This is a genomic window from Pseudomonas sp. P7779 (assembly GCF_013386315.1).
Taxonomy (GTDB): domain Bacteria; phylum Pseudomonadota; class Gammaproteobacteria; order Pseudomonadales; family Pseudomonadaceae; genus Aquipseudomonas.
This window is the reverse complement of the sequence record NZ_JACARZ010000003.1, coordinates 41,728-66,903: the sequence shown is the minus strand read 5'-3', so window position 1 is coordinate 66,903 and position 25,176 is coordinate 41,728. Positions and strand designations below refer to the sequence as shown.

Sequence of the window (25,176 nt, the reverse complement as noted above, 5' to 3'; positions counted from 1 at the left end):
TTAGCCGGCTCTATGTACCGATAGTCTGAATTTGCGACAGCTTGATACTGCCCAGGCCGCCCGCCAGGTTCAGCACCATTTCAGCGCCGTTCGTGCCCAGGGTTACGCTGGTCACCGTTGCCGGCAGCGAGGTGGCGAGGGCCACCGAGTCACCCTTGTCATTCTTGGTGGTGGCATTGAAGGTGTAGGTGCCGGGTGGCGCCGTCTCACCCGCATCGGTCTTGCCGTCCCAGACGAAGCTGGAGTTGCCGGCGCTCTGGGCGCCCATGTCGATGGTGCGAACGACGTTGCCATCCTTGTCGGTGATCTTGACGGAGACGTTGCCCGTCGCCGCCGTCACCGCCACGGAACCGGTCATGCTCTTGCTGGTATCCACCATCGCCTTGTCGGTCTGGGTGATGACCGAACGCCCCACCAGCGACGAAGCCTGCAGCGCCTGGGAGGAGCTGAAGTTGCTGGAAATCGCATTCACCGAGTCATTCAGGTTGTTGATGCCTTCCAGACTGCTGAACTGCGCCAACTGTGCGACGAACGCGCCATTGTCCTGGGGCGACAGCGGGTCCTGGTTTTTCAGCTGGGTCACCAGCAATTGCAGGAACGCGTCCTTGCCCATCGCCTGGTTGCCCGTCGCCGACTTGGCGGCGTCACCGACGCTGGTGTTATCTGTCGCCGTCTTGACCTTGGAGTTAAAAAGGTCCTGGACTGCCGTGTTCGTCGAACTGTTATCAACAATGGCCATTATTTGGCGCCCCTTATCACTGACCCAGGGTCAGGACCTTCTGCATCATGGTTTTGGCGGTGTTCATCATTTCCGCGTTGGTCTGGAACGAGCGGCTGGCGGAAATCATGTCGGCCATTTCCTCGACCACGTTGACGTTGGGGTAGTACACGTACCCTTTTTCGTTCGCGGCAGGGTGGTTCGGCTCGTAGCGGGCTTCGAGGTTGCTCTGGTCTTCGACCACACCGAGCACCTGCACGCCCTGGCCTGCGGCATCCTGGTTCTGGAACAGCGAATCGCCGCTGCCACTCTGGCCGCCCTGGCCGCCCTGGAACATGGTGGCGAACACCGGGTGCCGGGCGCGGTAGGTCTGGTCAATGCTCGAAGACACGGTCTCGGCGTTGGCGATGTTACTGGCGACGGTGTTGAGGCGCGTGGTCTGCGCACTCATGCCACTACCGGCAATATTGAAAACACTGGCGAGGGACATGGCTTATTCTCCACGCAGGGCTGACATCAGCCCTTTGAATTTGCTGTTGAGCAGGGTAAAGCTGGCCTGGAAGTTCACTGAGTTCTCGGCGTAGGCCGATTGCTCCAACTGGGCGTCCACGGTGTTCTGGTCGATCGACGGTTGCATCGGCGTGCGATACAGCAGCGACTCGTCACCATTGCCCAGGCCTTGCGCCTCGATATGACGGCTGTTGGTCATGTTCAGGGCGAAGGTGCCGTTCTTGGTCTTGTCTTGCTGGGCGGCGAGCACGGCAGAGAAGTCCAGGTCCCGAGCCTTGTAGTTCGGGGTGTCGGCGTTGGCGATATTGTTGGCCAGGACTTCGGCACGCTGGGCGCGAAAGCCCAGTGCTTGTTCGTGGATACCGAGCGCTTTATCGAAGCTGATGCTCATGGCGGAAACCTTTAGGGGCTGACCTGCTTTTCGTAACAAGGATTTAGCAAGGGCCATGCCAAGTTGCTTGAGCCCCGTAAATCAAGGGTTTGCGAGGGAATTGCCGGCGGCAATGCCAGAAAAGCGGCAAAGGGTTTCCGCGAAACGCCAGTAAAGCGGCAATGAGGGCTTGCCGCTTTGCGGCCATAAAAAAAGGGAGGCCTGTGCAGGCCTCCCTTTTTGTCCAAGCACTCGTCACTTGGCCTGGTAAATGATTCCAGGACTGCACTGCACCATCTGGTAATGATCCGGCAAACCGTTCAGCGCCTCGGAAGCCCCCAGGAACAGATAACCGCCACGCTTGAGGGTGCCGTGGATGCGCAACAGAATGTCTTTCTTCACCTCGGCCGAGAAGTAGATCAGCACGTTGCGGCAAAACACCATGTCGAACTTGCCCAGGCTGGCATAACTGTCCAGCAGGTTGAACGAACGAAACTCCACCCGGCTCTTGATCGGCGCCTTGACCGCCCAACGCCCTGCTCCCTTGGGATCGAAGAAACGCTGCAAGCGCTCCTGGGACAACCCGCGCCCCAGCGCCAGGCTGTCGTACTCGCCGGTCTTGCAGTTGGTGAGCATGGTGCCGGACAAATCCGTGGCCACGATTTGCGCCCCGGCCTTCAACTGGCCCATGTTGGTCCGCTCGAACTCATCGATGGCCATCGAAATCGAATACGGTTCCTGTCCCGACGAACAGGCGGCCGACCAGATGCGCAGGCGCTGGCCGGGAGCGGCCTTGATCGCCTCGGGCAGCACCTTGTTCTTGAGCACTTCAAACGGATAGGTATCGCGAAACCACAAGGTTTCGTTGGTGGTCATGGCGTCGACCACCATCTCCTTGAGCCCGCTGCGTGGCTGGCCCTGGATCCGTTGCACCAACTCCCCGAGGGACTTGATGCCTTGCTGCTCCATCAGTTTGTTGAGACGGCTGGATACCAGGTACTGCTTGTTTTCACCGAGCAATATGCCACAGGCCTTTTCCAGGAAGACCCGGAACTGTTCGAAATCCAAATTACCCGTAGACAATGATACCGCCTCTTAAATCGTGTGACCGCCAGGGAAAAGGCCCCTAGCCGTGATCTGCTGCCTTGATCCGGTCGACTACCCGGGATGCCAGGTCATCAGGGCGGAATTTGGCCAGGAAGTCATCGGCACCGACCTTCTTGACCATCGCCTGATTGAATACACCCGACAACGAAGTATGCAGGATGATATGTAGTTTTTGCATGCGTGGGTCGTTGCGTATCTCGGCCGTGAGGGTGTAGCCGTCCATTTCCGGCATCTCGATGTCGGAGATCATCATCAGGAATTCTTCTTCCGGCTTCTTGCCCTCATCCACCAGCTTGCGCAGGTAATCCAGGGCCTGGCGACCGTCATTGAGCGCGACCACTTCGACCCCAACGGTCTGCAGGCAACGGGACACCTGCTTGCGCGCGACCGAAGAGTCGTCCACCGTCAGCACCCGCAGCGAGATCGCCTTGTGCGCGGTTTCGGCGTCTACCACGCCCACCGATATCGCCTCGGAGGTCGGGGCCACTTCGGCGAGGATTTTCTCCACGTCGATGATTTCCACCAACTGGTTGTCGACCCGCGTCACCGCCGTGAGGTAGTGATCGCGACCGGTGCCCTTGGGCGGCGGATGGATCTCTTCCCAGTTCATGTTGACGATGCGCTCCACCGAGCGCACCAGGAAACCCTGGGTCTTGGTGTTGTACTCGGTAATGATCACGAACGGGCTCTCGCGGTCCTGCAACCCCGCCGAACCGGTGGCCATTGCCAGGTCAAGAATCGGGATGGTCGCGCCACGAATGTTCGCCACACCGCAAACCACCGGGCTGGACTTGGGCATTATTGTCAGCTTGGGACACTGCAACACTTCGCGAACCTTGAAGACATTAATCCCGTACAACTGCTTGCCGTCCAGACGGAACAACAGCAACTCCAGGCGATTCTGCCCCACCAGCTGTGTGCGCTGGTTCACTGAATCCATTACACCGGCCATGCCCAGACTCCTACGCTAAAACTTAGGGGTACGACGCGTACCCAACACTAAACGGCACGAGCTTTGCTTTTTTATTGGCCATGGACATCAAAACGACAGTTTCCCGACGCCTCCGATCCCCACAGTACCGCAGATTGCTCTGCGTCTCGATGGCGTTGCTTGCCTTGGCTACGGGCCAGCCGGCCCGCGCCGATAACGTCACCTTGCCTGATCTGCTTATCGGCGTCACTCAAGGCTTTCTTGAGTTCACTGTAGAAGATTATCTGGCCACGACGCAGACACCGGGCCGCTACGAAATCCAGGTCAACCAGCTGGATCCGCGCCTGCGCATGCCCATGTGCGACAGAGAATTGACAGCTTCCCTGGAAAGCCCCGCCCAACCCATCGGGCGCGTGACCGTGAAAGTGCGCTGCGAAGGCGCCTCGCCCTGGACGGTGTTCGTGCCCGCCCAGGTCAAACTGTTTCGCGAAGTGGTGGTGGTGACGCGCCCGCTGAAACGTACCGGAATCATTGGTTATGATGACGTCGCGATGCGCGAGCGCGACATCAGCATGATCACCCAGAGCTACCTCACGTCCCTTGACCAGGCACTCGGGCAGAAACTTACCCGACCAATGGTTGCTGACCAGGTGATTACCCTGGTCCATCTCGAGCAGGCCGAAGTCGTGCGCAAAGGTGACCAGGTGGTGATTTCCGCCAGCAGCGGTGGCCTGAATGTAAAAATGCCGGGGGAAGCCCTGTCCAACGGCGGCATGAGTGAACAGATTCGCGTCAAGAACCTGAATTCCAACCGCGTGATCAAGGCCCGGGTGACTGCGCCGGGGCAGGTTGAGGTGGCTTTATAGATCACTGGCATCGGACGCCAGCTTTTCCTACACTGTGCGCAAAGCGGCATCGCGCATAGGTTTATTGTCAATCGAGCCTAAAGTTTGTCCGGGTATGGCCGAAAACATGGCAAGCGTCCAAATACCCAGAGGTTTTTTTAACATGGTCATCGATTTCAGTCGTTTGAATAACGCCCTGCCAACGCCCGGTTCTTCGCGCACCAACGGTGCCAAAGACAGCGTTGAAGCCAAGTCCCAGCCTCTGCCTGCCAAGACAGAACAGGCCGGTGCGAGCCAAAGCGGGGAATCGGTACACCTGAGCAATGAGGCTCAACAGTTGCAGAAGGTCACTGACTCGCTGAGCGATCAGCCAGTTGTCAATAAAGCCCGTGTGGCCGAATTGAAACAGGCGATTGCCGATGGCAGCTATAAGGTCGACAGCAACCGTGTAGCCAGCAAACTGCTTAACTTCGAAGCCGAGCGCTAGGCAAAGGCCTGCGCCAGGCTTTTGGACGCTTAAACCCCAAGGCCAGCCATGCACGACGAAAACTTGCTACAACTGATCATTGAAGACCTGCCTCCCGCACAGCAGCTGCTGGAGCTCCTTCGAGAAGAATCACTGGCCCTGTACGGCCGGGACATGCGCATGCTGGAAGAAATCCTGGCGCGCAAGCAATCGCTGATCGTCCTGCTGGAACAGCACGGCAAGAAGCGCAGCCAGATTCTGATCAGCCTGGGCCTCACGGCCGACCACAAGGGCCTGGAACAACTCGCCAGCCACTCCACGGTGGGCGACCAGTTGCTGGCCCAGAGCAAAGAACTCAACCAGTTGCTGACCCTGTGCCAGGAAACCAACCTCCTCAACGGCCAGGCCATCCAGCTTCAGCAAGCCACGACCGCCAATCAGTTGCGTATCCTCCACGGCGGCGAGCCTCCGGCTCTCTACAACGCTCAAGGCTCCACCTCACGCCTGGCCAAGCCAAGCACCCGCAGCCAAGCCTGAAACCAGTTTGAGCGCGCCCTATCCAAGTCGCGCCACATACTGGCAAAATGACAGCACTTGCGTGTAGTCGTATTTTGTCTGGAGATGGAAGAACCGTGTTCAACACCCTTAACGCGGAAGATGCTCCGCAGCCACCCAAGGTACTCACCACGCCGCTGGAAATCGCTGGCACCTTGCGGATGCTGCAAGAAAGCCATGATCCGCTGATCATCACCTTCCATGAACGCAACCAGCGGTTTCAAAGCTACCTGGTGGAAATCGACCGGGACAGCAAGACACTGGCCCTGGACGAAATGGTCCCGCGCGACGGCGAACGCTACCTCGAGAATGGCGAAGCTTTCCGGATCGAAGGTTTTCACGAGGGGGTGCGGGTAGCCTGGGAAAGCAACGGCACCCTGACCCTCGATGAAGCCGGCGGCCACCGTATTTACCGCGGCAGCATGCCTGGCGAGGTGATTTACCATCAGCGTCGCAACGCCTTCCGCGCGGCGTTGAAGCTGGCGCAACTGGTGAGCGTCGAACTGGGCGGCGACAAACTCAAGGCCCCCATCAGCGGCAAGTTGCTGGATATTTCCGCCACCGGCTGCAAATTGCGCTTCGAAGGGGATATTTCCGAGCGCCTGCAACTGGGCCAGGTCTACGACCGATTTATCGCCGCGCTACCCTTTGGCAGCATGACCACCTCGGTAGAACTGCGTTACCTGCACTTCGAAGAAAGGATCAACACCACCTTCGCCGGCCTACGTTTTCATAACATGAGCGGGCTGGTGCAGCGCCAGGTCGAGCGGTTTGTGTATCAACTGCAGCGTGAAGCGCGCCGGTTTGACAAGGACGACGACCTTTAAACAATAAAGGTCGCGACAAAAAAACGGGCAGTCCCTCAAGGGGGCTGCCCGTTTTTGCTTTCAGGGGCGCGCCCTGCTCAAGTCGTGGGGGTGATCATCCGGGTCCGGATGCTCTGGTGGCTCGGTGACAGGCTCCGGCTGATCCAGTTCGGGATCGACAACTGGCTCGGGATCCACAACGGCGGTCTGCATCTGGTCCTGCACCACCTGTTCGTCCACTCGCGGATCGAGGCATGCTACCAGGGGCGAGCTGGACATGCTGTCGGGCATCGCCACGTGATGCAGCGGTGCGTCGTCCACCTGATGCAGGTTGGTGACCGCCTTGGGCCGGATGCGCCACACCAGGATCAATGCGCACACGCTGAAAAACGCATACAGCATATGGCTGCCGAACAGCTTCATCACCACACCGGCCAACAGCGGGCCGACACTGGCGCCGATGCCGTAGGTCACCAGCAACATCGCAGTGAGCGACACCCGGCGATCACCCTCGACGTGGTCGTTGGAAAACGCCACAGCCAGCGGGTACAGGCAGAACTGCACAAGGGAACAGAGAAAGCCCGCGACGAACAGCACTTCCAGTGGTACCTGGGTCATGATCGCCAACGGCAACGCGGCCACCGCCAGGCACAAGGCGAAACAGCGAATCAACAGCGCGCGGTCATATCGATCGGAAAGCCAGCCCAACGGCCACTGCACCAGCAGCCCGGCGAAAATGCAGCTACCCATGAACAGGCCGACCTGCTCGGTGGTCAGCCCTTGCTGAGACGCGTACAGCGGCGCCAAACCGTAGAACGAGCCGACGATCAGCCCGGCCCCCAACACCGTACTGAGGGACTGCGGCACCCGCTTGATAAAGAAGCGCGGCTCCATCGGCGCCGGATGCAGCGGCGCCGGGTGAATGCGGCGAGTCATGGCCACCGGCACCAGGCACAGCGCAAAACACAGCGCGACCAGCATCAGCAACTCAAGCCCCAACTGTGGGTGCATCACAAGGATCAACTGGCCCAGCACCAGGCCCAGGTACGAGGCGATCATATAGCCGCTGAACACCGCACCGCGTTGCTTGGCCTCAGCTTGTTCGTTAAGCCAGCTCTCGATGACCATGTACTGGCACATCATGCCCAGGCCGACAATCATCCGCAGCACAATCCAGGCTGGCAGCCAGTTGATCAGCCCGTGGCCCAACACCGCCGCGCCGACGATCCCGGCACAAGTGGCGTAGGCCCGGATATGCCCGACGCGGCCAATCAGGCGGTGACCTATCTTGCCCCCCAACACCAGGCCAAAATAGTTGGCGGCCATCAACGCACCGACCCACAGGCTGTCGACGTGATCTGCCGCCAGGCGCAAGGCCAGGTAAGTACTGAGCAGGCCAGAGCCGATCAGCATCATCAGGGAAGCAAAATAAAGGGCTCGAAAAGGTTTCCAGATCTGGCGCATCGGCGTTCCGAGCGGCTCCTTGCTGTGGGTGTCAGGACTACCGGAATGATAGTCCCGCGTCGTCGGGTCCGGACAGCCAAAACATGCGGTTGCCGGGGAATATTTTGCTCATGCCAATTGGCTACGTGTCAGACGCTCGCCAGTCACCCGCGAGGTACAGGATGCAGACGAATACTTGCGCCGCCCCGCTCTTGCCTCCCGTGTGAACCTCAAACGCGGGCAAGGTTCGGTTGGTGTTTGAAAAGACTGCCGCACTCAAACGCCCGGCCACAAAAAAGCCCCGCCAGATAAATCTGATCGGGGCTTGCGGACATCGAGGCCGCTTGGGCAGCAACGGTGAAGTGGTGTCCCAGGGCCGGTTCGAACGGCCAACCTTCCCCTTAGGAGGGGGATGCTCTATCCAATTGAGCTACTGGGACTAATGACAGCCAACCGGCGATGGGCACGGCGACGGACGGCGTGCATGTTAACGGCGCAGGTGAATTTTGTCATGTCGTCCGTTGGCTTTTTGAGTGTAGGCCCATGCCAGTGACAGCCGGTGGTATTCCGCTCAACGATTACGGACGGTTCGGACCATCGTGCAAAATGCACTCCCCCAAAATGCCATCATTGCAAATTGCAACAGCATGGCAATCTGGACGCTATATAAATGTCTGATTTTAAAGGATTTATTGTCAATTAAAGACTGGCACGACACCTGCAATCCTTTATCCTACAAATACAGTCCGGCCCAGCCCTCTGCGGAGAACATGCACATGAACAGCGCACTTCTACTAGCCCTCAATACCGTTGCACTGGCTGCGCTGGTGATGTTCCATTTTCAGTCCACCACTTCCGACGACGCCGCGCAGGTCAGCCAGGCGATTCCCCATCACCTGCAACAGCGCCCGCAACTGGCTGTCATGAAGCCGAACATGCAATCCCCACTGCAACTGACCCAGGGCACTCAAGCTGCTCCTGCCACTGAACACTGGGTTTTCTGAACCGCTTACCGGAGCATTCCATGAACAAGTCCGCCTGGCTGTTTCTGACCCTGGCACTCGCCGCCGCCGGCCTCGGCCTGAACGTATTGTCGCAAGACGTGCAGACAGTCTCCTTCGTCGCCGCCGGCGTGTTTGGCAGCCTGTGGGTATTGGCAGTCTTCATTGGTCGCCGCATCAAATTCGATCCCGTACTGCGCTGAATCCCCCCGCTCGTCGCCCTCGCTAAAATCGCTGCCACGCCTCGGCTCGTCCGTCCGGACAGCCGACCATATGTCGCTCCGCATTCGTAAATTGGCAATTTGCCACTAATCTTAAAGTTAAGGGCAAAAGGCCATATTGCTATAGGATGTGCGCCCGAAAAGCCTTTTGCGCCCAGGGTCTGCGGGCTCAACACTCATTTGGGTGCGTCCGCGGAAAGTTTTCCAACCAGTCCGCAAATTTTGAAATGAGTACTGGCATAAAGCCGGTAGCCGGTTCAATATTTGTCACAGAATTGACGCCAAGGAACTGGCAAATCTGAGGCATGATGCGGCCTCTTTGCAATTCAGGTTGAACATTTGGCAGCAAACCTTGTCCTAACATGCATCTTGCGGCCAATTCCAAAAACCGCTCCCCTGAACTAACCGGTTAAATATATGCGCCCATTGAAACAGGCAATTTATTCCAGCCGTACGGCTGACAAGTTCGTCGTACGTCTGCCAGACGGAATGCGGGAACGCATTGCCGAGGTGGCTCGCAATCATCACCGCAGCATGAACTCCGAAATCATCGCACGCCTGGAACAAAGCCTGATTCAGGAAGGTGCGCTGGGCGACGAGCTGAGCATGCGCCTGGACAGCCCCGAGCTGTCACTGCACGAACGCGAACTGCTGCAGCGTTTTCGTCAGCTCTCCCACCGCCAGCAAAATGCTCTCGTCTCGCTGATCGCCCACGACGTTGAGGCAGCTGCAGAAGCCAACTGATTGGCAACTGAAAGCTGAAAGCCAGCCATGCGCTGGCTTTTTTTTGCCCGGGATTTGGTCAGGAAAGGATCAAGGGGCAAATGCCCCCGATCCATGGAAGGGATCAAAGCAGGAAGATGGTTGCCAGGCCCAGGAAGATGAAGAAGCCGCCACTGTCGGTCATGGCCGTGATCATCACACTGGCGCCCATCGCCGGGTCTCGTCCAAGGCGCACCAGGGTCATTGGAATCAGAACCCCCATCAACGCTGCCAGCAGCAGGTTAAGCGTCATGGCCGCCGTCATGACCACGCCGAGCGACCAGCTGCCATACAGCAGGTACGCCACGATACCGATGACACCGCCCCACACCAGGCCGTTGATCAGCGCGACCGCAAGCTCCTTGCGCATCAAACGCTTGCCATGCCCGGTCCCCACCTGATCCAGCGCCATGGCGCGGACGATCATGGTGATGGTCTGGTTACCCGAGTTACCGCCAATACCCGCCACAATCGGCATCAGTGCAGCCAGGGCCACGAGCTTCTCGATGGAGCCTTCAAACAGGCCGATCACCCGTGAAGCAATAAACGCGGTAATCAAATTCACCGCCAGCCAGGCCCAGCGGTTACGCAGGGACTTCCAGACCGACGCAAAAATATCCTCTTCTTCCCGCAGACCGGCCATGTTGAGGACTTCGCTTTCGCTCTCCTCACGAATCAGGTCGACCATTTCATCGATGGTCAGACGGCCGATCAGCTTGCCGTTCTTGTCGACCACCGGGGCCGAGATCAAGTCATAACGCTCAAACGCCTGGGCCGCGTCGTAAGCGTCTTCGTCCGGATGGAAACTCACCGGGTCACTGGCCATGACGTCCGCGACTTTTTTGTCCGGATCATTGACCAGCAGGCGCTTGATCGGCAGTACGCCCTTGAGGATCCCTTCGTAGTCGACCACGAACAGCTTGTCGGTGTGGCCTGGCAGCTCTTTCAACCGGCGCAGGTAGCGCAGAACCACTTCCAGGCTGACGTCTTCACGGATGGTGACCATCTCGAAGTCCATCAACGCACCGACCTGCTCCTCGTCGTAGGACAACGCCGAGCGCACACGCTCGCGCTGCTGGCCATCGAGGGTTTCCATCAGCTCATGGACGACGTCACGCGGCAGCTCGGAAGCCAGGTCAGCGAGTTCGTCGGCATCCATGTCCTTAGCGGCCGCCAGGAGCTCGTGATCGTCCATGTCGGCGATCAGGGTTTCACGGACCGAGTCGGATACTTCGAGGAGGATGTCGCCGTCGCGGTCAGCCTTGACCAACTGCCAAAGGGTCAGGCGGTCATTCAGCGGCAAGGCTTCGAGGATGTAGGCAACGTCGGCGGAGTGCAGGTCATCGAGCTTGCGTTGCAGCTCGACAAGGTTTTGCCGGTGGACCAGGTTCTCGACCCGGTCATTGTTCGCGCCTTCCTGGCGATGCGTCAGGTCTTCGACCACGCGCTGGCGCTGCAGCAGCTCGACGACTTGAGCCAGGCGATCCTGCAGGCTTTCTTGTGTTTTCTTTACTTCAACTTCGGTCATAGGCGAACTCCACTCCCAGCAGCGGGGCACGCCGGAAGGATCAATCAGTCAATTCATGATTGGTAAAACGGGGTACTGAGTAACTACTGGGTAAGTCCATGGAGGTGTTCCACAAGCCCCGGCGGGGCTGACGGGCGCAATGATACACCGGGCGGGCGCTTTTAACGTCAAAAAACTGGAAAGAACAAGCGCTTGCGACACAAAGCTGAGCATTGGCCACACATATGAACTGCGACGACGCAGCTTGAAAGGAAAACACATGGGCGGGAGAAAAAGGCGCCCCGGGAAATAAAAAACCCAGACGGCAAAAAGCCCGCACTAGGCGGGCTTTTTGTTGTTTGGTGCACTCGACAGGATTCGAACCTGTGACCGCTCGGTTCGTAGCCGAGTACTCTATCCAGCTGAGCTACGAGTGCAGATTGTGTTTTTAGACCAGATCACAACTGGTTGAAGCCAAGTTACCTGCATTGCTGCAACTAACTCTTAAATGGTGCACTCGACAGGATTCGAACCTGTGACCGCTCGGTTCGTAGCCGAGTACTCTATCCAGCTGAGCTACGAGTGCATTTGTTGCCGCGCATTATAGGCCGTTCAATCTCTATGTAAAGCTATTTTTTCGTTTAGTTTCAACAACTTAGCGAAAAAACCAGATTGCAACGTACTAAGCAAATAATGGCGGAGAACGGGGGATTCGAACCCCCGACACCCTTTTGAGGTGTACTCCCTTAGCAGGGGAGCGCCTTCGGCCACTCGGCCAGCTCTCCGCAACACGGGGCGTATATTAACCAGCTTCATCCCCGTTTGCAAACATAAAAAACGATAAAAATTAATGGCTTGGTTCTTCGTCCTTCTCTTTCTTGATCCGCAGGTAGATTTCCTCGCGGTGGACAGCCACCTCTTTCGGAGCGTTAACCCCGATACGCACTTGATTGCCTTTGACGCCGAGCACGGTCACGGTGATTTCGCCATCACCAATAATCAGGCTTTCTGCGCATCGACGAGTCAGAATCAGCATACCTTTCTCCTCACGCATTTCATTTCGGGAACAACAGTCTGCAAAAAAAAGGCATTCGACCTACAACCAAATGGCCATAGCCCTACACGCCTAAGTATTGTCGAGCGCAGGTAAAAGAACAGGTCTTAACCACACACCCGGCAAAAAAATGAAAGGCGCGGATAACCGCGCCTTCCTGGCAACGCATCACTCGCCCTGTCGGGCCGGAGCGTCCAGCTCAAAAGCGGTATGCAGTGCGCGTACAGCCAGTTCCAGGTACTTCTCTTCGATCACCACCGACACCTTGATTTCCGATGTGGAGATCATCTGGATGTTGATGCTTTCCTTGGCCAGGGCTTCGAACATGCGGCTGGCAACGCCCGCATGGGAACGCATGCCCACACCCACGATCGACACCTTGGCAATCTTCGTATCGCCGACCACTTCACGGGCGCCGATTTCCTTCGCAGTGTTCTGCAGGATCCGCTCCGCCGCATCGTACTCGTTGCGGTGCACGGTGAAGGTGAAATCGGTGGTGTTATCGTGCGAAACGTTCTGCACGATCATGTCGACTTCGATGTTCGCCCCACTGATAGGGCCCAGGATCTTGAAAGCCACGCCCGGGGTGTCTGGCACGCCACGGATAGTCAGCTTGGCTTCATCACGGTTGAAAGCGATACCGGAAATGATCGGCTGTTCCATGGATTCCTCTTCATCAATAGTAATGAGGGTGCCCGGACCCTCCTTGAAGCTGTGCAGTACGCGCAGCGGAACGTTGTACTTGCCGGCAAACTCAACGGCACGGATCTGCAACACCTTGGAACCGAGGCTGGCCATTTCCAGCATCTCTTCGAAGGTGATCTTGTCCAGGCGCTGGGCCACGGACACGACCCGCGGGTCAGTGGTGTAGACGCCATCCACATCGGTGTAGATCTGGCATTCGTCAGCCTTCAGGGCTGCCGCCAGGGCCACGCCAGTGGTGTCGGAACCGCCACGACCGAGGGTGGTGATGTTGCCGTGCTCGTCGACGCCCTGGAAACCGGCGACAACGACCACACGACCGGCTTTCAGGTCAGCGCGAATCTTCTGGTCATCAATCTGCAGGATGCGGGCTTTAGTGTGCGCGCTATCCGTAAGAATGCGGACCTGGTTGCCAGTGTAGGACACCGCCGGCACACCACGCTTGTTCAGCGCCATGGCCAGCAATGCGATGGTCACCTGCTCACCGGTGGAAATGATCACGTCCAGTTCACGGGGAACCGGTTGCTGATCGCCACTGATTTGCTTGGCCAGATCGATCAGGCGATTGGTCTCGCCGCTCATGGCCGACAGCACCACCACCAGGTCATCGCCGGCATCGCGGAATTTCTTAACCTTGTCGGCGACCTGCTCGATTCTTTCGACAGAGCCGACCGAGGTGCCTCCAAATTTCTGTACGATCAAAGCCATTTCTAAGCCGCCTCAGCCCGTAAAGGGGCGCCTGTTATTCAATCAACCAGCACTGACTGAGCCCGCGACTAGACCACGGGCTCATTAACAGCGTCTTAAATACCTGCCTCGACAAACGGCACGGTCAGGGCCAGGGCCGCGTCCAGGGCGCCGGCGTCAATACCACCGCCTTGCGCCATGTCCGGACGACCACCGCCCTTCCCGCCCACTGCCGCGGCGGCTTGCTTCATCAAATCACCGGCCTTGAGTTGGCCAGTCAGGTCCTTGGTTACACCGGCAACCAGAACGACCTTTTCCTCATGGACACTGCCGAGCAGGATCACTGCGCGGCCGAGCTTGTTCTTCAACTGATCGACCAAGGCCAACAGCGCCTTGCCGTCCTGACCGTCCAGGCGTACGGCCAGCACTTTCACACCCTTGACGTCCAGGGCGGAAGCCGACAGATCGTCGCCCGCCGCGCTGGCCGCCTTGGCCTGCAACTGCTCCAGCTGTTTCTCCAGCTGACGGTTGCGCTCCAGTACGCCGGAGAGCTTGTCGATCAGGTTGTCGCGGCTGCCCTTGACCAGGCCGGCCGCTTCCTTGAGTTGTTCTTCTGCCGCATTGAGGTAGGCCAGGGCCGCAGCACCGGTGATCGCTTCAATACGACGTACGCCGGAAGCCACGCCGCCTTCGCTGATGATTTTCAGCAGGCCGATGTCGCCGGTACGGCTGGCGTGAATACCGCCACACAGCTCCACCGAGAAGCTGCCGCCCATGCTCAATACGCGCACTTCGTCGCCGTACTTCTCGCCAAACAGCGCCATGGCGCCTTTTTGCTTGGCGGTCTCGATATCGGTTTCTTCGGTTTCCACCGGGGTGTTCTTGCGAATCTCGGCGTTGACGATGTCTTCCAGGGCCTTCAACTGCTCAGGCTTGATCGCCTCGAAATGACTGAAGTCAAAACGCAGGCGCTGGCTATCGACCAACGAACCCTTCTGTTGCACATGCTCACCCAGCACCTGACGCAACGCAGCGTGCAGCAAGTGAGTGGCAGAATGGTTCAAGGCAGTTGCATGCCGTACGTCGGCATCTACCTGAGTGTCCACCGGCGCGCCGACGGTCAGGTTGCCCAGCACCAGCACGCCGTGATGCAGGAACGCACCGCCGGTCTTGGTGGTGTCGCGCACTTCAAAACGACCGGAGGTGGAACTCAGGAAACCACAGTCGCCAACCTGGCCACCGGATTCAGCGTAGAACGGGGTCTGGTCGAGGACCACAACGCCCTCGTCACCTTCGTTCAGCACGTCAACCGACTTGCCGTCCTTATAGATAGCCACGATCTTGGCCGAGCCAACGGTGGCCTCGTAACCAATGAACGAAGTCGCCACATCAACCTTTACCAGGGTGTTGTAGTCCAGGCCAAAGGAGCTGGCGGAACGGGCACGGACGCGCTGGGCTTCCATCTCACGCTCAAACCCGGCCTCGTCGATGGTCAGCTCGCGTTCGCGGGCGATGTCGGCGGTCAGGTCCATCGGGAAACCGTAGGTGTCGTACAGCTTGAACACGACGTCGCCCGGCACCACGGTGCCCTTGAGCTCGACCAGGTCCTGCTCGAGGATCTTCAGGCCGTGCTCCAGGGTCTTGGAGAACTGCTCTTCTTCAGCCTTGAGCACGCGCTCGATGTTGGCTTGCTGCTGCTTGAGTTCCGGGAAGGCATCGCCCATCTCGGCCACCAGCGCGGCAACGATCTTGTAGAAGAAGCTGCCGGTGGCGCCCAGCTTGTTACCGTGACGGCAGGCGCGACGGATGATGCGGCGCAGCACATAGCCACGGCCTTCGTTCGACGGCAGCACGCCATCGGCGATCAGGAAGCCGCAGGAACGGATGTGATCCGACACCACCTTGAGCGACGACTGGTTGTCGTTGGCACAGCCAATGGCCGCGGCCGAAGCGCTCAGCAGGTTGGTGAACAGGTCGATCTCGTAGTTGGAGTGAACGTGCTGCATCACCGCACTGATCCGCTCCAGGCCCATGCCGGTGTCCACCGACGGCGCTGGCAACGGATGCAACACGCCATCGGCGGTGCGGTTGAACTGCATGAACACGTTGTTCCAGATTTCGATGTAGCGGTCGCCGTCTTCTTCCGGCGAGCCCGGTGGGCCACCCCAGATGTCGGCGCCGTGATCGTAGAAAATCTCGGTGCACGGGCCGCACGGGCCGGTATCGCCCATGGTCCAGAAGTTGTCGGACGCGTAAGGCGCGCCCTTGTTGTCGCCGATGCGAATCATGCGCTCGACCGGCACCCCGATTTGCTGGGTCCAGATGTCGTAGGCTTCGTCATCGGTGGCGTAGACGGTCACCCAGAGTTTTTCCTTCGGCAGCTTCAGCACGCCGGTCAGGAAGGTCCAGGCAAAGGTGATCGCGTCTTTCTTGAAATAGTCGCCGAAGCTGAAGTTACCCAGCATCTCGAAGAATGTGTGGTGGCGGGCGGTGTAGCCCACGTTTTCCAGGTCGCTGTTCTTGCCGCCGGCGCGTACGCACTTCTGGCTGCTGGTGGCGCGGGTGTAGGCGCGCTTTTCCTGGCCCAGGAAGCAGTCCTTGAACTGGTTCATCCCCGCGTTGGTGAACAGCAGGGTTGGGTCATTGCCTGGGATCAAGGAGCTGGAGGCGACACGGGTGTGACCTTGCTCTTCGAAGAAGCGAAGGAAGGCTTCACGGATTTCTGCGCTTTTCATTAGGTTCTTCCACGGAGGCTGCGGCCAAAGGCCAGTGCTAAACGTCATCAGACGGAGCGACGGCAAAGGGCCGCATTATATCGGCCCTTTGCCCGTGGTACAGCGTGTTTATGTGATAGAAACAGTCAATTAGACGGTCTGCACTGTCATTTCCGGGAAAACTCGACAAATGTCGCGAGCACTTGCTCGATCTGCGCCCGGCTGACGTCCAGGTGCGTGACCATGCGCAGGCGCGGCGCCGCGCTCAACTTGATCCCGCGCTCGGCAGCAAACGCCTTCAAGGCCTGGGCTCGATCACCGATGTCGACGTAGACCATATTGGTCTGCACCGGCTCCACCGTATAACCCGCCTTGCGCAGTTCATCCCCCAGCCATTGGGCATTGGCGTGGTCGTCGGCCAGGCGCTGCACCTGGTGATCCAGGGCGTACAGCCCCGCCGCCGCCAGCGAACCGGCCTGGCGCATGCCGCCACCGACCATCTTGCGCAAACGACGGGCCTTGGCGATCAACGCGGTGGAGCCGCACAGCACCGAGCCGATCGGCGCGCCCAGGCCCTTGGACAGGCACACCGACACCGAATCGAAGTGCTGGGCAATTTCCCGCGCATCCACACCCAGCTTGACCGCCGCGTTGTAGAGCCGCGCGCCGTCCAGGTGCAAGGCCAGGCCGTGTTCCCGGGTAAAGGCTCGCGCGGCCGCCAGGTATTCCAGCGGCAGGACCTTGCCCTGCATGGTGTTTTCCAGCGCCAACAAGCGGGTGCGGGCGAAGTGGAAGTCGTCCGGTTTGATCGCCGCCAGCACGTGCTCCAGGTTCAGGGAACCGTCGGCCTGCACTTCCAGGGGTTGTGGCTGGATCGAGCCGAGAACCGCCGCGCCGCCGCCTTCGTATTTGTAGGTGTGGGCCTGCTGACCGACGATGTATTCCTCACCACGCTCACAGTGCGCCATCAACGCCAGCAGGTTGCTCATGGTGCCGGTGGGCACGAACAACGCGGCGGGAAAACCCAGGCGCTTGGCCAGTTCGGCTTCCAGGCGATTGACGCTCGGGTCCTCGCCGTAGACGTCGTCGCCGCTGGCGGCAGTGGCCATCGCCTCGAGCATGCCAGGGGTCGGTTGGGTCACTGTGTCGCTGCGCAGGTCAATCACGTTCATCAAACTAGCCTCTAGCGGATTGGAGCGTTTCTTGTGTTAACGATTACTGCGGGCAAACCCGCGGAATATCAAGCCCCGTGCTTGCACAATCGAATACCAACCAAACAAACCGATATAGGTTATCGATAAACCAACCGTGCAGTTTCTGAAAAACCATGATAAAAACTCTCCGCCGCCAGGGTTCTGGCGGCAACGTTCTCAGGGCGGGGTGTAATTCCCCACCGGCGGTAATTGCACGCAACGTGCATAGCCCGCGAGCGCTTGGCGCCTCGAACTGCCTCGGCAGGACGGCGACAAGGTCAGCAGACCCGGTGTGATCCCGGGGCCGACGGTCATAGTCCGGATGAAGAGAGAACGGGATTGGCACCTAAGGGCCGCGCTGACGTCATGTTCACATGAGCCCGCTGTGCGTACCCTTAAATCCCATTCGATTCATAACGCCCTGTTTTTTTCTTAAACAGGAGTCAGAACATGCAACCCACCGCAATCGACAGCAAAAGCAAAAACCACCACGGCGAGCGCGTCGCGTTTATCCAGGCCTGCTGGCACAAGGATATTGTCGACCAATCCCGTAAAGGTTTCCTCGCCGAAATGATCGCCCAGGGCTACCAGGAATCGGACATCGATTTCTTCGAAGTCGGCGGCGCCTTTGAAATGCCCCTGCACGCCAAGCTGCTGGCCAAGTCCGGCCGTTATGCCGGTATCGTCGCGGCCGCCCTGGTGGTGGACGGCGGGATCTACCGTCACGAGTTCGTGGCCCAGTCCGTGGTCAGCGGCCTGATGCAGGTCCAGCTGGAAACCGAAGTGCCGGTGTTCTCGGTATCCCTGACCCCGCACCACTTCCACGCGGGCAGCGAGCACCATACGTTCTTCTATGAGCACTTCGTGCACAAGGGCCAGGAAGCGGCACGCACCTGCGCCGACACCCTGCACAAGGTTCGCGCACTGCGTCGCAATGAGCCACGGGCTCTCGCGGTTTAAGCAACACTGCAAAGCAAATGTGGGAGCGGGCTTGCTCGCGAAAGCGGAGTGTCAGTCAATACATGTCTGACTGATACACCGCCTTCGCGAGCAAGCCCGCTCCCACATTTGACCGAGTCGGTCTCGGGGTTCAGGCCAGGCCAGCATCCGTGGTCGGCACAATCAATATCCCCGCTCGCAAGCCATTCTTGACCTTCGGGTTCGGGAAGATGATGCGCGCGCCCTCCTCCTCGATCACCCAGCGGGTCTTGGCAATGTCCTCGGCCAGCAGATAACCCTTCTCCAACTCCGAAAAGTTTTCCACGTCCGCCGGCAAATGCAGGACGAAGGTATCGCTGTGCTTGATCACTTCCCGGGAGACGCTGAACAGCTGCAGGCCATCCAGGCTCTCGGTGGCCGGCTCGTTACCCTCGATGATCTGCGTGAGGCGGGTTTCCAGGCGCGATACGTCCACGCCCTGGTTCTGCCCGAACGGCCGGGCCTTGCCCAACTCCAGGGTGAAGGACTCGGCCTCCAGCTGCTCATAGGTAAACGCCGTGAAGGTGATCGACGTCTTGTTCTGCAACAGCACCGCCTCCAGGCCCGCGGCTCGCAGGCGCGCCAGTTCACGACGTGAATGCTGGCGACCGTCCTTCCACGGGTACAGTGCGAACTGCTCGATCTTCGAGCCACGGATGGCGGTGTGCAGGTCGTAGTGCAAACGGCTACGCCCAGGCACGCTGAAGAAGGTGCGGGCCAACTGTTCAAGCTCGGCGGCGCGCATGGCTTCAGGGCCGATGTTTTGTTCATGACGGCCATTGAACAGCCGGTTGACGTCCAGTTCGAGGTAACGCTCGCCGCGGCGCATGGCCTCGGGGTTGCCGAACAGGAACAGAATACGGGTACGGGGCTTGATCTCCCCACGGGCGATGCCCTGCAGCAAGCGGTCGGCCAATTCGATCGGCGCGGTTTCGTTGCCATGGATGCCGGACGACAGCAGCACGTCGCTGCCGTTGTCCCGCGCCTCAGGAGGCCGCACTTCCAGCGCGCCCTCACTGAGCCAGCGCAGTTGCACGCCGTCGACAGTCAGTTGAATTTTTTGCGCCGGTTCGCGACCGGCGAGGGTCAGTTCAAGCAGTTTGCCGAGGGCGAGCATACGCAGCTTCCTTAGTGGTTGCAGCCAGGACCGTGGACGTGATCGTCGTCATCACCTTCAACGTCGGCCGGTTCCATTTCCAGTTGCAGGCTCATCAGGTTGGTGGCCAATGGGCGCATCAGCAGGTTGGCGTATTCCGCGTCGCCTTCTTCCACGTCCACGCCGATCAGCAGTTGGCCACGGCCGTCGTGCTGGATCCAGATCTCCTTGCCCTGCCACACCACGGCGACGCGGGTGCAGGAGGTTTCCAGCTGGGTGCCGTCGGTGTCTTCAAGGATCAGTTTCAGGGTGTCGGTGGTCATAAATAGTTCTCAGCCGTGCGGCGTTAATTGATCTGGAAAGGATAAACCGAGCCCAGTTTAAGGATTTGCGTCAGTTCATCCAGTGCCGTCCGGCACTCAAGCAGCAATTGCGGGTCAGCCAGGTCGGTTTCCCGCAGGCTGTCGCGGTAGTGCTTGTCGACCCATTGGGTGAGCGTGTCGTACAACGGCGCCGTCATGATAACCCCTGGGTTGACCGCCGCCAGTTCGGTTTCATTCAAGGCTACACGCAAGCGCAGGCACGCCGGGCCACCGCCGTTCTGCATGCTTTGCTTGAGGTCGAAGACTTTGACTTCGCGGATCAGCCCGCCGGAGGACGTCAGGCCTTGCAGGTACTGCCAGACACGCTCGTTGGCGCGGCATTCTTCCGGCACGATCAGCAGCATCGAACCGTCGGCGCGGGTCAGCAGCTGGCTGTTGAACAGGTAGGAACGCACCGCGTCTTCAACCCCCACCTGGGCCCGTGGCACGCAGATCGACTGGAAATTGCCGCCGAGCTTGCCGAGCTTGCCCTGCAATTCGCCGAGCATCTGATCGGTATTGAGGAACGCGTCCTCGTGATAGAACAGCACCTCGCCATTGCCCACCGCGATCACATCGTTGTGGAACACACCGGCATCGATCACCGCCGGGTTCTGCTGCGCGTAAACCACACCGTCGTCCCGCAGGCCATGCAGGCGCGCGACCGCCTGGGAGGCTTCGAGGGTCTGGCGCGCCGGGTACTTTTGCGGCGCCGGGTAGCGGGTGTCGAACGCGCTGCGGCCGAACACGAAAAACTCTACGCCCGCCTCGCCATAGTCCCGGCAGAAACGCGTGTGGTTGGCCGCGCCTTCGTCACCGAACTGCGCCACGGCCGGCAGCGCGGCGTGGTGGGCGAAGTGTTTGCTATCGGCAAACATCGCCCCCAGCACGCGGCTGGTGGTCGGGTGTTCGATGCTGCGGTGGTATTTGCAGTTGAGGTTGGCGGCGGTGAAATGCACGCGGCCGTCAAAGGTGTCGGCGCTCGGGCTGACGGTCGCGGCATTGGCCACCCACATGCTCGACGCCGAGCAACTGGCAACCAGCAGCGGCATGGCTTGCTTGGCGGCCTGCTGGATGACTTGTGCGTCGGTGCCGGCAAAACCGAGGTTGCGCAAGGCGGCCACATCCGGACGTTCCTGGGGCGCCAGCACACCTTGCACAAAGCCCATTTCCATCAGGGCCTTCATCTTCGCCAAGCCTTGCAGCGCCGCTTCCTTCGGGTTGGAGGACTGCTGGCTGTTGCTTTGGGACGCGACGTTGCCGTAGGACAAGCCGCCGTAGTTATGGGTCGGCCCCACTAGACCGTCAAAATTGACTTCACAGGATTTCATCGGCGAGGCTCCACGAACATCTGTATTTTTATAGGCATCAAATTACTTGAACACACCACAAATCAAGTGTGGGAGCGGGCTTGCTCGCGAAAGCGGTGGTTCAGTCGCCTGAAATGTTGAATGACACACCGCCTTCGCGAGCAAGCCCGCTCCCACATTTAGATCAGCGTCACACCCGGGGTTAACGTCGCCGGTAGCACCAGGCTCGGGGTCTCAAGGGAGGCCACCGGGTACGCGCAATAGTCCGCCGCGTAATAGGCGCTGGCGCGATGGTTGCCCGAAGCCCCTACCCCGCCAAATGGCGCGCTGCTCGCAGCACCCGTCAGCTGTTTGTTCCAGTTGACGATCCCGGCACGGCTTTCCAGCCAGAACTGCTGGTAACGCGCCTCGGAATCCGACAGCAACCCGGCCGCCAAGCCGTATTGAGTGTTGTTGGCCTCGGCAATCGCCGCCTCGAAATCAGCGTAGCGGATCACTTGCAGCAGTGGGCCGAACAGCTCTTCGTCAGCGCGTTCCGTAACCTCGGTCACATCGATAATCCCCGGCGTCAGCAACGCAGCCTGGGCCTGGGGTTGAGTCATTTCCAACAGCGCCACGGCGCCATTGGCCAACAGCAATTCCTGGGCATCCATCAACGCCTTGGCAGCACCGAGGGAAATCACCGAGCCCATGAACGGCGCCGGCGTTTGGTCAAATGCGCCGACTTCGATGGTCGAGCTCACCGCCACCAGGCGTGCGAGCAACGCATCGCCCCAGGCGCCTTCCGGCACCAGCAGGCGACGGGCACAGGTGCAACGCTGGCCAGCGGAGATAAACGCCGACTGGATAATGGTGTACACGGCCGCATCCACATCGGCCACTTCGTCCACCACCAGCGGGTTGTTGCCGCCCATTTCCAGCGCGAGGATCTTGTCCGGGCGCCCGGCGAATTGCTGGTGCAGATGGTTGCCGGTGCGGCTGGAGCCGGTGAAGAACAGACCGTCGATGCCCGGATTCGCCGCCAGGGCGATCCCGGTTTCCCGTGCGCCTTGCAGCAGGTTCAACACGCCCGCCGGCAGGCCGGCGTCGATCCAGCATTGCACGGTCAACTCGGCGACTTTCGGGGTCAGTTCGCTCGGTTTGAACAGTACGGTGTTACCCGCCAGCAAGGCCGGTACGATGTGGCCGTTAGGCAGATGACCGGGGAAGTTGTAAGGGCCAAACACCGCCACCACACCGTGGGGCTTGTGGCGCAATACGGCAGTGGCGTCGCCCAACGGGCCGCTCTTTTCGCCGGTACGTTCGCGGTAGCTTTGCACCGAGATCGCGACCTTGTTGACCATGCTGGTGACTTCAGTCGCCGATTCCCACAAAGGCTTGCCGGTTTCCTCACCGATGCAGCGGGCGAGTTCGTCAGCACGACTCTTCAGGTTGGCGGCGAAGGCTTCCAGCACGCTCAGGCGCTCTTCCAACGAACGCTTGGCCCAGGCCGGAAACGCCTGGCGTGCGGCCTGGACGGCGGACTCGACCTGCTCGGCGGTGGCGCCATTACCCGACCACACCACCTGCTGGGTCACCGGGTTCAGCGACTCAAACACTTCACCCTGGCCAGCCAGCCATTCACCTGCGATGTATAGCGAATTCATTATTTCGACTCCCGGGCAGCGGACAACGGTACGGCACGCACTTGATCACCGGCGATCAGTTGCAGGCGCTTGGCGGTCTGTTGATCGACCACCAGGGTGCCCGCAGCCAACCGCGCCGGCGCGGCGGTGATACGGCAATCTTCACGTTTGCGGTTATGGATCAGGAACGGCGTGGCGTCGTCGCCCGGCGTACCAATCGCCAGCACCAGCGCTTCGCTGTCGCGCACGGCGCGGATCTTGGTGGTTTCACACTCCACCGCCGGGCCCGCGTCGAAGATGTCGACGTAGCCCTGGTAGCTGAAACCTTCGCTCTTGAGCATGCTCAGGGCCGGCTCGGTGTCGGTGTGGACCTTGCCGATCACGTTGCGCGCGTCTTCAGACAGGAAGCAGGTGTACAGCGGAAACTTCGGCATCAGCTCGGCGATAAACGCCTTGTTGCCCACGCCGGTGAGGTAGTCGGCCTGGCTGAATTCCATCTTGAAGAAGTGCCGGCCCAGGCTTTCCCAGAACGGCGAGCGCCCGGCTTCGTCGGACATGCCGCGCATCTCGGCGATGATCTTGTTGCCGAACAGCTGCGGGAATTCCGCGATAAACAGCATGCGCGCCTTGGCCAGCATGCGGCCGTTAAGGCCGTTGCGGTAATCGGCGTGCAGGAACAACGAGCACAACTCGGAGTTGCCGGTCAGGTCGTTGGCCAGAAACAGCGTCGGGATTTCACGGTAGATGTTCAGCTCCTGGGAGGCGCTGACCGTCAGGCCGACCCGGAAGTTGTACCAGGGTTCGCGCAGGCCGACTGCACCGGCGATGGCGGAAATCCCCACCACGCGACCTTCGTCGTTTTCCAGCACGAACAGGTAGTCCGCATCACCGCGCCCGGCTTCGCCGCGAAAGGTCTTTTCAGCCCAGCCGACCCGATGGGTCAGGCGCTCTTCGTTGGCCGGCAAGGTGGTGAGGCCGGTGCCGGTGCTGCGCGCCAGATCAATCAGGGCCGGTAAATCGCTGCTGCGTACGGGACGAACGATCATGCTATCTCCTCAAACGGGCCGCCTTGCAAGCCACCCGCGAAACTCATTCTTAAACCGCTACCAGTCGAACGCTGGCACCTTCGCCGACGCCCAGGGCTTCGGCGGTTTCCAGGTCCAGGGTCACTGGCTTGCCCGGCGCGTAGTCCAGCTCCAGCATCACCGCGCGGTAATCCTGCAACTGGCCGTTGCTCACCAGGTACTGGCGGCCGACACCCTTGACCATCTCACCGATCTTCACCGGCACCACACGGCTCTGGGCGATCGAGCGAATGCCCGAGACGCGCGCATGCAGGGTTGGGCCGCCGTCGAAGATGTCGATGTAATGGTCGGTCTCGAAGCCTTCGCGCATCAGGATGTCGAAGGTGATCTGCGCCCGCGGGTGCACCTGGCCCATGGCTTCCTGGGCTTCGTCGGGCAACAGCGGCACGTAGATCGGATAGTGCGGCATCAGCTCGGCGAGGAAGGTCCGGCTCTTCAACCCGCACAGGCGCTCGGCAGCGGCGTAGTTGAGGTCGAAGAAGTTGCGGCCGATGGCGTCCCAGAACGGCGAATCACCGTTCTCGTCGCTGTAGCCCACAATCTCGGTGACCACCGAATCGGCGAAGCGCTCCGGGTGGCCGGCCACGAACAGCAGGCGGCCACGGGAGTTGAGCTCCGACCACGGCGAACCCACCAGCTCCGGCACCACGTAGAAGCTGGTCAGGAGGCTGTTGCCGGTGAGGTCATGGCACTGCGAGAGCACGTGGATCTTGTTGTGGATCTTCAGCTCGCGGGAAGCGTGCACGAAGGTCTCGTTACGGAAGCTGTAGAACGGTTCCGAGTAGCCGGCCGAGGCAACGATGGCCGAACAGCCCACCAGCTTGCCGGCGTCGGTGTCTTCCAGGACGAAGAAATAGCTTTCTTCACCGTTGAAGCTGACCTCGGCGGCGAAGGACGCTTCGCTCGCAGCGATCTTGTCGCTCAGGCGTTCGACATCATCCGGCAAGGAGGTGACACCAATCGGGCTGTCCGCAGCCAGACGCTGTACCTCGCCCAGATCAGCCATTTGCGCGGGGCGCATCACCAGCATGGTGTCACTCCTTAACTCGAAAAACTCACAGGAAAAAATGCCGGACACGATCTTGAAATCAGTGAGGTCAAGTGTGGGAGCGGGCTTGCTCGCGAAAG

General features: G+C 59.8%; 25 protein-coding genes, 4 tRNA genes and 1 riboswitch. Of the genes, 8 read left to right on the top strand and 21 right to left on the bottom strand.

The window, feature by feature from the left end; genetic code table 11:
• Positions 1 to 10: 10 nt before the first annotated feature.
• The 5 genes from flgD to HX869_RS00650 all read right to left on the bottom strand — a co-directional run bounded on the left by flgD (position 11) and on the right by HX869_RS00650 (position 3,657).
• Complete coding sequence (gene flgD, locus HX869_RS00670) at positions 11 to 739, bottom strand: flagellar hook assembly protein FlgD (RefSeq protein ID WP_003214242.1); 729 nt, start codon at positions 737 to 739, stop codon at positions 11 to 13.
• 16 nt (positions 740 to 755) lie between these two features.
• On the bottom strand, positions 756 to 1,208 hold the full coding sequence (flgC, locus tag HX869_RS00665) for a flagellar basal body rod protein FlgC (protein WP_003214244.1): 453 nt from the start codon (positions 1,206 to 1,208) through the stop codon (positions 756 to 758).
• A 3-nt stretch (positions 1,209 to 1,211) separates the two neighbouring features.
• Complete coding sequence (flgB, locus tag HX869_RS00660) at positions 1,212 to 1,619, bottom strand: flagellar basal body rod protein FlgB (protein WP_003214246.1); 408 nt, start codon at positions 1,617 to 1,619, stop codon at positions 1,212 to 1,214.
• A gap of 234 nt (positions 1,620 to 1,853) precedes the next feature.
• Positions 1,854 to 2,681, bottom strand: coding sequence for a protein-glutamate O-methyltransferase CheR (gene cheR / locus HX869_RS00655; protein WP_003214248.1), 828 nt, complete (start codon positions 2,679 to 2,681; stop codon positions 1,854 to 1,856).
• A 43-nt stretch (positions 2,682 to 2,724) separates the two neighbouring features.
• The gene (locus HX869_RS00650) at positions 2,725 to 3,657 is read right to left on the bottom strand and encodes a chemotaxis protein CheV (RefSeq protein WP_003214250.1); all 933 of its coding nucleotides are present in this window, start codon (positions 3,655 to 3,657) and stop codon (positions 2,725 to 2,727) included.
• Positions 3,658 to 3,737: 80 nt separating this feature from the next.
• Here HX869_RS00650 and flgA point away from each other — a divergent pair, with 80 nt between their 5' ends.
• From flgA to HX869_RS00630, 4 genes are all read left to right on the top strand, one after another.
• Complete coding sequence (flgA, locus tag HX869_RS00645) at positions 3,738 to 4,502, top strand: flagellar basal body P-ring formation chaperone FlgA (protein WP_032899382.1); 765 nt, start codon at positions 3,738 to 3,740, stop codon at positions 4,500 to 4,502.
• Positions 4,503 to 4,644: 142 nt separating this feature from the next.
• A complete protein-coding gene (gene flgM, locus HX869_RS00640) occupies positions 4,645 to 4,968 on the top strand; it encodes a flagellar biosynthesis anti-sigma factor FlgM (RefSeq protein ID WP_003214254.1) in 324 nt (107 codons plus the stop codon).
• Between the two features lie 48 nt (positions 4,969 to 5,016).
• On the top strand, positions 5,017 to 5,484 hold the full coding sequence (gene flgN / locus HX869_RS00635) for a flagellar protein FlgN (protein ID WP_003214256.1): 468 nt from the start codon (positions 5,017 to 5,019) through the stop codon (positions 5,482 to 5,484).
• A 95-nt stretch (positions 5,485 to 5,579) separates the two neighbouring features.
• Positions 5,580 to 6,329, top strand: a complete 750-nt coding sequence (locus tag HX869_RS00630; protein ID WP_003214258.1) for a flagellar brake protein — start codon at positions 5,580 to 5,582, stop codon at positions 6,327 to 6,329.
• A 60-nt stretch (positions 6,330 to 6,389) separates the two neighbouring features.
• Here HX869_RS00630 and HX869_RS00625 read toward each other — a convergent pair whose 3' ends face one another.
• Both HX869_RS00625 and HX869_RS00620 read right to left on the bottom strand, forming a co-directional pair.
• Positions 6,390 to 7,772, bottom strand: coding sequence for an MFS transporter (locus HX869_RS00625; RefSeq protein WP_102369716.1), 1,383 nt, complete (start codon positions 7,770 to 7,772; stop codon positions 6,390 to 6,392).
• A 342-nt stretch (positions 7,773 to 8,114) separates the two neighbouring features.
• Positions 8,115 to 8,191, bottom strand: a tRNA-Arg gene (locus HX869_RS00620).
• Positions 8,192 to 8,527: 336 nt separating this feature from the next.
• Between HX869_RS00620 and HX869_RS00615 the strand changes: the two genes are divergently transcribed.
• The 3 genes from HX869_RS00615 (at position 8,528) to HX869_RS00605 (ending at position 9,717) form a co-directional block, all read left to right on the top strand.
• Complete coding sequence (locus HX869_RS00615) at positions 8,528 to 8,755, top strand: hypothetical protein (RefSeq protein ID WP_003214261.1); 228 nt, start codon at positions 8,528 to 8,530, stop codon at positions 8,753 to 8,755.
• 20 nt (positions 8,756 to 8,775) lie between these two features.
• On the top strand, positions 8,776 to 8,955 hold the full coding sequence (locus HX869_RS00610; protein WP_003214263.1) for a PA3371 family protein: 180 nt from the start codon (positions 8,776 to 8,778) through the stop codon (positions 8,953 to 8,955).
• Positions 8,956 to 9,390: 435 nt separating this feature from the next.
• Complete coding sequence (locus tag HX869_RS00605) at positions 9,391 to 9,717, top strand: Arc family DNA-binding protein (protein ID WP_003175643.1); 327 nt, start codon at positions 9,391 to 9,393, stop codon at positions 9,715 to 9,717.
• 103 nt (positions 9,718 to 9,820) lie between these two features.
• Here the strand turns inward: HX869_RS00605 and mgtE are convergent, their stop codons facing one another.
• The 8 genes from mgtE to ltaE form a co-directional block, all read right to left on the bottom strand.
• Positions 9,821 to 11,263: a magnesium transporter gene (mgtE, locus tag HX869_RS00600; protein WP_003214265.1), complete on the bottom strand. Its 1,443-nt coding sequence runs from the start codon at positions 11,261 to 11,263 to the stop codon at positions 9,821 to 9,823.
• Between the two features lie 339 nt (positions 11,264 to 11,602).
• A tRNA-Arg gene (locus HX869_RS00595) sits at positions 11,603 to 11,679 on the bottom strand.
• 72 nt (positions 11,680 to 11,751) lie between these two features.
• Positions 11,752 to 11,828: transfer RNA gene (locus HX869_RS00590), tRNA-Arg, on the bottom strand.
• A gap of 108 nt (positions 11,829 to 11,936) precedes the next feature.
• Positions 11,937 to 12,027: transfer RNA gene (locus HX869_RS00585), tRNA-Ser, on the bottom strand.
• A gap of 62 nt (positions 12,028 to 12,089) precedes the next feature.
• Positions 12,090 to 12,278, bottom strand: a complete 189-nt coding sequence (gene csrA / locus HX869_RS00580; RefSeq protein WP_002554426.1) for a carbon storage regulator CsrA — start codon at positions 12,276 to 12,278, stop codon at positions 12,090 to 12,092.
• Between the two features lie 186 nt (positions 12,279 to 12,464).
• Positions 12,465 to 13,706, bottom strand: a complete 1,242-nt coding sequence (locus HX869_RS00575) for an aspartate kinase (protein WP_003214308.1) — start codon at positions 13,704 to 13,706, stop codon at positions 12,465 to 12,467.
• A 95-nt stretch (positions 13,707 to 13,801) separates the two neighbouring features.
• Positions 13,802 to 16,420 (bottom strand): alanine--tRNA ligase, encoded by a 2,619-nt coding sequence (gene alaS / locus HX869_RS00570; protein WP_178902596.1) that lies wholly within the window; start codon positions 16,418 to 16,420, stop codon positions 13,802 to 13,804.
• A gap of 146 nt (positions 16,421 to 16,566) precedes the next feature.
• Positions 16,567 to 17,571 carry a low-specificity L-threonine aldolase gene (gene ltaE / locus HX869_RS00565; protein WP_178902595.1) on the bottom strand — a complete coding sequence of 335 codons (1,005 nt, stop codon included), beginning with the start codon at positions 17,569 to 17,571 and terminating at the stop codon, positions 16,567 to 16,569.
• A gap of 190 nt (positions 17,572 to 17,761) precedes the next feature.
• A riboswitch (FMN riboswitch) is annotated at positions 17,762 to 17,931 on the top strand.
• A 111-nt stretch (positions 17,932 to 18,042) separates the two neighbouring features.
• Here ltaE and HX869_RS00560 point away from each other — a divergent pair.
• Positions 18,043 to 18,552, top strand: a complete 510-nt coding sequence (locus HX869_RS00560) for a 6,7-dimethyl-8-ribityllumazine synthase (protein ID WP_003214313.1) — start codon at positions 18,043 to 18,045, stop codon at positions 18,550 to 18,552.
• A 130-nt stretch (positions 18,553 to 18,682) separates the two neighbouring features.
• Here HX869_RS00560 and astE read toward each other — a convergent pair whose 3' ends face one another.
• From astE to aruF, 6 genes are all read right to left on the bottom strand, one after another.
• Complete coding sequence (gene astE, locus HX869_RS00555) at positions 18,683 to 19,687, bottom strand: succinylglutamate desuccinylase (RefSeq protein WP_003214315.1); 1,005 nt, start codon at positions 19,685 to 19,687, stop codon at positions 18,683 to 18,685.
• An 11-nt stretch (positions 19,688 to 19,698) separates the two neighbouring features.
• Positions 19,699 to 19,989 (bottom strand): hypothetical protein, encoded by a 291-nt coding sequence (locus HX869_RS00550; RefSeq protein WP_003214319.1) that lies wholly within the window; start codon positions 19,987 to 19,989, stop codon positions 19,699 to 19,701.
• A 23-nt stretch (positions 19,990 to 20,012) separates the two neighbouring features.
• A complete protein-coding gene (gene astB / locus HX869_RS00545; RefSeq protein WP_087694275.1) occupies positions 20,013 to 21,359 on the bottom strand; it encodes an N-succinylarginine dihydrolase in 1,347 nt (448 codons plus the stop codon).
• A 158-nt stretch (positions 21,360 to 21,517) separates the two neighbouring features.
• Positions 21,518 to 22,987 (bottom strand): succinylglutamate-semialdehyde dehydrogenase, encoded by a 1,470-nt coding sequence (astD, locus tag HX869_RS00540; RefSeq protein WP_168197533.1) that lies wholly within the window; start codon positions 22,985 to 22,987, stop codon positions 21,518 to 21,520.
• A complete protein-coding gene (astA, locus tag HX869_RS00535) occupies positions 22,984 to 24,009 on the bottom strand; it encodes an arginine N-succinyltransferase (protein ID WP_003214325.1) in 1,026 nt (341 codons plus the stop codon). Before astA ends, astD begins: the two co-directional genes overlap by 4 nt.
• A gap of 49 nt (positions 24,010 to 24,058) precedes the next feature.
• Entirely contained in the window at positions 24,059 to 25,078 is a 1,020-nt protein-coding gene (gene aruF / locus HX869_RS00530; protein ID WP_003214328.1) for an arginine/ornithine succinyltransferase subunit alpha, read from the bottom strand.
• Positions 25,079 to 25,176 lie beyond the last annotated feature (98 nt).

Excerpts from the sequence above, each read along its gene's own strand:
- flgD (WP_003214242.1), bottom strand. The coding sequence starts at position 739 with ATGGCCATTGTTGATAACAGTTCGACGAACACGGCAGTCCAGGACCTT.
- astB (WP_087694275.1), bottom strand. The coding sequence starts at position 21,359 with ATGAAATCCTGTGAAGTCAATTTTGACGGTCTAGTGGGGCCGACCCAT.
- HX869_RS00610 (WP_003214263.1), top strand. The coding sequence starts at position 8,776 with ATGAACAAGTCCGCCTGGCTGTTTCTGACCCTGGCACTCGCCGCCGCC.
- alaS (WP_178902596.1), bottom strand. The coding sequence starts at position 16,420 with ATGAAAAGCGCAGAAATCCGTGAAGCCTTCCTTCGCTTCTTCGAAGAG.
- astE (WP_003214315.1), bottom strand. The coding sequence starts at position 19,687 with ATGCTCGCCCTCGGCAAACTGCTTGAACTGACCCTCGCCGGTCGCGAA.
- flgN (WP_003214256.1), top strand. The coding sequence starts at position 5,017 with ATGCACGACGAAAACTTGCTACAACTGATCATTGAAGACCTGCCTCCC.
- flgC (WP_003214244.1), bottom strand. The coding sequence starts at position 1,208 with ATGTCCCTCGCCAGTGTTTTCAATATTGCCGGTAGTGGCATGAGTGCG.
- csrA (WP_002554426.1), bottom strand. The coding sequence starts at position 12,278 with ATGCTGATTCTGACTCGTCGATGCGCAGAAAGCCTGATTATTGGTGAT.
- HX869_RS00615 (WP_003214261.1), top strand. The coding sequence starts at position 8,528 with ATGAACAGCGCACTTCTACTAGCCCTCAATACCGTTGCACTGGCTGCG.
- flgA (WP_032899382.1), top strand. The coding sequence starts at position 3,738 with ATGGACATCAAAACGACAGTTTCCCGACGCCTCCGATCCCCACAGTAC.
- aruF (WP_003214328.1), bottom strand. The coding sequence starts at position 25,078 with ATGCTGGTGATGCGCCCCGCGCAAATGGCTGATCTGGGCGAGGTACAG.
- HX869_RS00650 (WP_003214250.1), bottom strand. The coding sequence starts at position 3,657 with ATGGCCGGTGTAATGGATTCAGTGAACCAGCGCACACAGCTGGTGGGG.
- HX869_RS00575 (WP_003214308.1), bottom strand. The coding sequence starts at position 13,706 with ATGGCTTTGATCGTACAGAAATTTGGAGGCACCTCGGTCGGCTCTGTC.
- flgB (WP_003214246.1), bottom strand. The coding sequence starts at position 1,619 with ATGAGCATCAGCTTCGATAAAGCGCTCGGTATCCACGAACAAGCACTG.
- mgtE (WP_003214265.1), bottom strand. The coding sequence starts at position 11,263 with ATGACCGAAGTTGAAGTAAAGAAAACACAAGAAAGCCTGCAGGATCGC.
- HX869_RS00560 (WP_003214313.1), top strand. The coding sequence starts at position 18,043 with ATGCAACCCACCGCAATCGACAGCAAAAGCAAAAACCACCACGGCGAG.
- ltaE (WP_178902595.1), bottom strand. The coding sequence starts at position 17,571 with ATGAACGTGATTGACCTGCGCAGCGACACAGTGACCCAACCGACCCCT.
- astA (WP_003214325.1), bottom strand. The coding sequence starts at position 24,009 with ATGATCGTTCGTCCCGTACGCAGCAGCGATTTACCGGCCCTGATTGAT.
- flgM (WP_003214254.1), top strand. The coding sequence starts at position 4,645 with ATGGTCATCGATTTCAGTCGTTTGAATAACGCCCTGCCAACGCCCGGT.
- HX869_RS00550 (WP_003214319.1), bottom strand. The coding sequence starts at position 19,989 with ATGACCACCGACACCCTGAAACTGATCCTTGAAGACACCGACGGCACC.
- HX869_RS00625 (WP_102369716.1), bottom strand. The coding sequence starts at position 7,772 with ATGCGCCAGATCTGGAAACCTTTTCGAGCCCTTTATTTTGCTTCCCTG.
- HX869_RS00605 (WP_003175643.1), top strand. The coding sequence starts at position 9,391 with ATGCGCCCATTGAAACAGGCAATTTATTCCAGCCGTACGGCTGACAAG.